Raw genomic sequence first — 6,683 nt, forward strand, 5'->3', positions numbered from 1 at the left:
ATGAAAAGAAAAAAGAAGAAATTTGTTTGGTTAAATAAATTACAAAAAATTGTAATATTTTCCATTTTGTTAAGTTTAGTATTTACATCAATTACTAGCAATGCTTTATCTTTAAGCAAAGATAATATTACAAAAAAAAAAACTATTTTTTTTAAAAAAAAAATAGAAAAAGAGATTGTTTATTTCATACGACAAGCTTTTTTTTTAAAAAAAATTAGAAAAAATTTTATATCTTTATATTCTAAAAAAAAGTTAAAGAAAAATAAAAATCCAGATATAAATCAAAATAAAAAATATCTAATAAATCAGAATAATGAAACTATAAATGTACTAAAAAATTTTTATTTTAAAAAATCATTAAGCAAGGAAGAAATTAATTGGAGTAATATAAAAAAAAATTACGATGATAGTTATTCAGGAAAAAATGATTATATTTCTGGTTTGTATCAAAACCAAAATATCAAAAAAGAAAAAGATAATGATTTTAATGAAGAAAGTTTATTTAATTCATTCTTATCAGTAAAAGATAAGTTTTCTAACAAAAAGATTTTTATTAAAAATATTAAATTAAATATCTTAAAAAAATTTAACGTAGAAATTAATAGTACTGTTCAATCTATTATTAATAGATTGTTTGAAAAATTTAAATGGAATGGAAAATCTTCAGTTAAAATCAATTTAGATGAAAATTTAAATTTAAATAATTCTGAACTTGATGTATTATTTCCTTTTATAGAAGGGGAAGATTATGTATTTTTTATACAGAATAATATACATAAAACAGACAATAGAAATCAAAATAATTTAGGTGTTGGGTTTAGAAAATTATCAGATAATAATAATTATTTATTAGGAATAAATAGTTTTTTTGATTACGATTTTACTTTAGATAATACTAGAATAGGATTAGGATTAGAGTTATGGAAAGAATTTTTTAAAATAAGTACTAATGTATATTATGGATTAAGTAGATGGTGGCATCAAAATCAAAATTTTCTTAATTTTAAAAATTATCATCATCAAAATGATATTAATAATGATGAATTTTTTTCTAGGCCGGCAATGGGATGGGATATCAATGCAGAAGGATATTTTTTAAAATTACCAGAATTAGTATTTGAATTAAGTTATGCAAAATATTATGGAAATATAGGGTTCAAACAAGATAATAATTTAGAAAAACATGAAAAATTATTTTCTCCTTCAATTTATTCATTTAGTATAAATTATACTCCTATACCAATTTTTTCTTTTGTTATACAAACAATACAAACTAATTATGGTAAAAATAGCATTCAATTTGGAGGAATTTTAAATTTACAATTAAATACTTCATTATATGATCAATGTCATAATAAAATTCATAATATTTTTTCATCTTCTTACGATCATAGATATAATTTTGTTAAAAGAAATAATAATATTATTTTAGAATACAGAAAAAAATTTTTAATTAAATTATTTACAAAAAAAGAAATTTCAGGATATCCTAGAAGTGAACATTCTTTAGGACTTATAGTAAGTTCTGTAAATAAAATTAAAAATATATATTTTCATAGTAAAAATAATTTTTTTCAAAAAGGTGGGGCTATTAAATCAGTTAATAATAATTATATAATTAAATTACCTTATTTTGATTCTCAAAACACACAAAATAATAATTATATAATTAAAGTAACAGCCATAGATTTGTTAGGAAATAAAGATGTTTCTTATATTAAAATTAATGTTTTTCCTCCTTTAATAAGTAATAGTTTTTCTAATCTAAGTGTTTTTCCTAAAACTATATTAGTTAATTCTGAAACAGCAAAAGTTACTTTTGAAGCTAGAGATGTGAATAATAAACCATTAACTAATATAAAAAATATTAGTTTTATAGTTGATAGTGGTAATTTACCTGATACATTTAATATAAATATTAGTAAAGTTCATGAATATCCTAAGGGTACATATACAGCAATAATTAAAAGTACATCTCCTGGAATAGCTTTGATTAGAGTTAAAATTAATAATGTTATAAATAAAGAGATTAGTGATATTATTAATATAATTTCTATTTTTACAGATAGTATGCAAGTTGTAGCAAATCCTTCTACTCTTCTTACAAAAGTAAGTGAATCTATTAATTTATCGATAAAAATATTTGATAAACATGGTAATGGAGTTCAGTTTTCTGAAGTTAAAATATCTAATATTCTTGCTATGGATCGACAAGGATATATTAGAAAAGATAGTGGAAAATTTCATTTTGAAGATATAACAAATAATAAATCTTATGATGGAGATAATTTTATTTCTTATACTAATAAAAATGGAGAATTAAAGGTTAAGGTATCTGACCCGCATGGAATTGGGGTGCGTACTTTTCTTAAAATTAGTGCTGATTATTTTGTTAGCAAAAAAATTGCTGTAATTTTTACAGTACCTACTAGTCCTAATAATTTATATGCTAGAATGTATGGGCATATGACTGATGTTTTATTAGTAAATAAATTGTTATTTCATAGACCAGCTTTATTTTCTGAACGTACAGGAGATCAAGTATATCATTATTTAAATGAAGATTGGGCAAAATTTACTTGGTATAATGGTGAAGATTTTTGTAAGACTCAAAATGCTCGATTACCTGATAAAGATGAATTATTAGATTTTTATTATGTTCATTCAGGGGATGATTTATTTAGTAATTATGGATGGCCTATCGTTGATAATTTTAATTATGGATGGACTTCTTCTTCTATAAGAAATATGTATTTTCGTGATCCTTTGCATTTTTATGTTAATTTTTTAAATGGTAAAATTGATAAAGGAATTATTAGTAATATTTTTACTGTTTTTTGTGTCCAAGAAAAAAAATAAAATACTTATTTTTTTTTGATTAAAAACAATGTTTAATCAAAAAAATATTATACAATAATACTATTATTATTTTAATATGAATTAATTAAAAATGAAAATATTATTTTATAGACATGCAAAAAATATTTTTTTTCATACTATATTTATAATCACAATTTTATTTTTTCATAATTATGTATATGCGAAAGATACACGTTCTGTTACCGAACCAGTAATACCTAAAATATGTAAAACATTAATAGCTAATAACGATAAAGATTTTACTAATGAAATTAATAATACTATTGCAGATTGTGCAAAACAACATAAAATAGTTAGTTTAGTAACTTCTGATAATGGGGATACACATTTTTTTTCTGGGCCCATAATTATTCCTTCTTATGGTGGTCTGTTAATAAATAAAAAAGTTATTTTAACAGCTATTAATGATCCTACCTTATATGATAAGGGTAATGAAAGATGTGGAACATTAGATAATATAGGTAAAGGATGTAAACCATTTATAACCTTGAAAGGTGAAAATAGTGGTTTATATGGGGAGGGATATATTGATGGACAAGGGGGAGTTGTATTAAAAAATAAAAAATATACTTGGTGGCAATTAGCTACAGAAGCTAAAGTTAGTCATAAAAGACAAAATAATCCTCATTTAATTGATATTAATTCAGGACATAATACAATTATTTATAAATTAAATTTAATAAATTCTCCAAATTTTCATGTTGTACCTTATCAAACAGATGGTTTGACTATTTGGGGGGTAAAAATAAATACTCCTTCTGACGCTCGTAATACAGATGGAATAGATCCTTCTTCTTCTCAGAATATAACTATTACACAATCTAATATTAGTACAGGAGATGATAATATAGCTATTAAAGCTGGTAATAAAGGTGCATCGAAACATATAAGTATTTTAAATAATAATTTTGGTTATGGACATGGTATGTCTATAGGAAGTGAAACAAACGGGGGGGTAAATGATATTCTTATTAAAAATTTAACATTACAAAATACAACTAATGGTTTAAGAATTAAAAGTAATGTAACAAATGGAGGATTAGTAACAGATATTCACTATGAAAATATTTGTATTTTTAATGTAAAAAATCCTATTATTTTAGATACTAATTATAATAATAACGAAGAAAATAAAGAAAAAAATATTCCCCAATTTAAAAATATTTTTTTTGAAAATATTGAGGTTTTAACTAGCGGGTTATTAAAATTTAGTGGATTGAATGAAGAAAATATGATTGAAATTTTTGTAAATAATTTTCATATAAAAAATGGATCTTCATGGATTAAAGATAATGTTATTATCCATGGTAATATTGATAATGTTATAAATAATAATAATTGTACATTATATTAATTTTTTTTTAAAACTAAAAAAATAGTTTTATTATTTTTTTTATTTGATATATTTTTTTTTAAAACATATAACTTATAAAAAGTAGCAGCTATTTCATTTCCAATAGCTGCTACTTTTTCTGATGGGGAATTTTGGATTAAATTCATAGCATATGAAGTACTAGAACAATGTTTTAATTCCCATGATAAATTTTTTTTTATAAAAAAACTGCATTGTTTTAATGGTTCAGAATGACTATAAACTTTTTTTATTTTTTTTAAAATGGTTTTTTTTTTAGACACTAAACAATGCTTAATAGGTAACTGAAAAATGTTTTTTATCTGCAAATAAGTACTATTAATTTTTAACAATTTAAATACTTCTTTAATAATTCCTGTAGTATTATTATATATTGGAACTATAGCTAATTTAATAAAATGTTGTTTTATGTAAAAAAAAATTTCAGAAAAAGTTTGACAACTTACATTAATAATTTTTTTTTTTAAAAAAAAATTATTAATGTAAGTTAATACAGCTAAATGAGAATAACTATATAAAGGTCCTAAAAAAACAATACTTTCTGTATTTATATTTAAAGTTAAGAAATTATTTTTAATATTATTAATATTATAATTAATTATAATATTATCACCAATATTTTTTTTAATTATATTAATCATGTTTATTTTTTATAATGAAAATTTTATATTACTATAACATAGTAGACATATTTACATGGGAAAATATAGTTAGTTATTTCTTAATAACATGTACAATATCATTTTTATCTATCCAACAATCCCATCCTGTAGCTACTGAAACTTCCTGTAAAGATTTTTTTAAAATTTGTCTAAATTTCCATAAAATAATAATTTTACTTCCACACAACTTTTTTAAAGTAGTTACTTTATAACATAAAGGAATATTATGAGTACAATAAAAACAATGTATCCATTGAGATAATGGTCTTCCCTTTAATTTTTTTCGTTCTTTTAAAGAAACTATAGTCCATATAGAATGGGTAAAAAAAGATGTTATATTTTCATTTAATAAAATAATGTTTTTTTTTGTTTTATCATTTCTATACCATTCATGTAATAAATGACCTATATAAAAATGATTTTTGTAACTAATTTCTATACTACAAATAGATAATCTAATTAAAGATGATTTCAACCATTCATAATCTTTTTTACCTGTTGTTCTATTTATAGATTTTAGAAAAGAATAAGATGAAAAAACAACTTTCCCCCCTAAAGGAACTTGTGAAAATCTATATAAACATTCTAACCAAACATCTAAATCTGATTGATCTAATTGTTCCCCTGTAAAACGTATAAAAAAATTATTCAATGATGTTTTTAAAATATTTCTTTCATATTTTCTACATCCTTTTTTTAAAATACCAAATAAAGAACTACGTAAAATAGTATTAGGTACTGCTCTTCTATTTTTTGAAATATTTGGGAAAAAATTCCATATATCAATAATTCTTTTTTTTGTATAAAAAAAAGAATTTCCTTTTTTTTTTTTTTTTTTTTTTTTTTTTTTTTTAAATTTTTTTTTTTTTTTGGAAAAAATTCCATATATAAATAATTTTTTTTTTTTTATAAAAAAAATAATTTCCTTTTTTTTTTTTTTTTCTATTTCTTTTTTTTTTAAAATATTACTTTTTTCGATGAGTAATTTGATTCTTTTATAAAACCGTTTTTTATACATGAAAATTAAGTTTAATTAATACACAGAATAATATTCATTATAATCTATATTAGATAAAGTAATATATGTATAATATAATTAACTAACAAGCAAGCAATCTCATTACATTAACATTAAATAACAATCAAATCATTACTGCATGTATATATGATACGTATATGTGTAAATAAAATAAATTACGATAATAAATGAGATTTTATCTATTTTATAGTTTTATAAAAAAATGGATAAATTTTTTATACATACTCTCCTATCAAAGAATCCAATAACACACAAAAAACAACTATATTTTATCAGTGAATGAGCAAAGAAAAATATTTTTTAGTTAGTTTACTATTATTTTTAATAAAAATCCGAAATCCTAAAAATCATTGTTTTAATTATATCTAATTTTTTTTATATGTCAAAGAAAATTTCAAAAATTTTTATAAAATAATTTATTTAAAAAAAATATAATACGAAAAAAATAGTGAAATAGCAAAGTCGGGATAGCAAGTAGCAAAAGTCGGGATAGCAAGTAGCAAAAGTCGGGATAGCAAGTAGCAAAAGTCGGGATAGCAAGTAGCGTACCTATATATATATATACATTACTTAATATAAACGATAATTCTTTTAATCCTTTTTTAGTCCTTTCTTAAAAAAAAAAAACTTGCAAAAAAAAAAAAGAAGTATACAATTGCTCTATACATGAGCGATTTTAAGAAAAAAAAAGTTAGTTGTTAAAAATTTTTAGTAAAAGAAAATATTTATA

Annotated in this window: 4 protein-coding genes; 2 read left to right on the forward strand and 2 right to left on the reverse strand. The window is 21.0% G+C overall.

What is annotated here, in order from left to right:
* Both GJT99_RS02245 and GJT99_RS02225 read left to right on the forward strand, forming a co-directional pair.
* Entirely contained in the window at positions 1-2,859 is a 2,859-nt protein-coding gene (locus GJT99_RS02245) for an inverse autotransporter beta domain-containing protein (RefSeq protein ID WP_211080582.1), read from the forward strand.
* A 91-nt stretch (positions 2,860-2,950) separates the two neighbouring features.
* Complete coding sequence (locus GJT99_RS02225) at positions 2,951-4,234, forward strand: glycoside hydrolase family 28 protein (protein WP_168894097.1); 1,284 nt, start codon at positions 2,951-2,953, stop codon at positions 4,232-4,234.
* On the opposite strand, the gene GJT99_RS02230 is transcribed toward GJT99_RS02225, so the two are convergent.
* The gene (locus GJT99_RS02230) at positions 4,231-4,893 is read right to left on the reverse strand and encodes a prephenate dehydratase domain-containing protein (protein ID WP_168894098.1); all 663 of its coding nucleotides are present in this window, start codon (positions 4,891-4,893) and stop codon (positions 4,231-4,233) included. The two genes, GJT99_RS02225 and GJT99_RS02230, sit on opposite strands and share 4 nt — an antisense overlap.
* 73 nt (positions 4,894-4,966) lie before the next feature.
* Entirely contained in the window at positions 4,967-5,932 is a 966-nt protein-coding gene (trfA, locus tag GJT99_RS02235; protein ID WP_168894099.1) for a plasmid replication initiator TrfA, read from the reverse strand.
* Positions 5,933-6,683 lie beyond the last annotated feature (751 nt).

Origin of the sequence: Enterobacteriaceae endosymbiont of Donacia cincticornis, from assembly GCF_012568845.1 — a bacterium.
GTDB lineage: Bacteria > Pseudomonadota > Gammaproteobacteria > Enterobacterales > Enterobacteriaceae.

What these genes read in the sequence shown, in the direction of transcription:
- GJT99_RS02245 (WP_211080582.1), top strand. Translation starts at nt 1, where the DNA reads ATGAAAAGAAAAAAGAAGAAATTTGTTTGGTTAAATAAATTACAAAAA.
- GJT99_RS02225 (WP_168894097.1), top strand. Translation starts at nt 2,951, where the DNA reads ATGAAAATATTATTTTATAGACATGCAAAAAATATTTTTTTTCATACT.
- GJT99_RS02230 (WP_168894098.1), bottom strand. Translation starts at nt 4,893, where the DNA reads ATGATTAATATAATTAAAAAAAATATTGGTGATAATATTATAATTAAT.
- trfA (WP_168894099.1), bottom strand. Translation starts at nt 5,932, where the DNA reads ATGTATAAAAAACGGTTTTATAAAAGAATCAAATTACTCATCGAAAAA.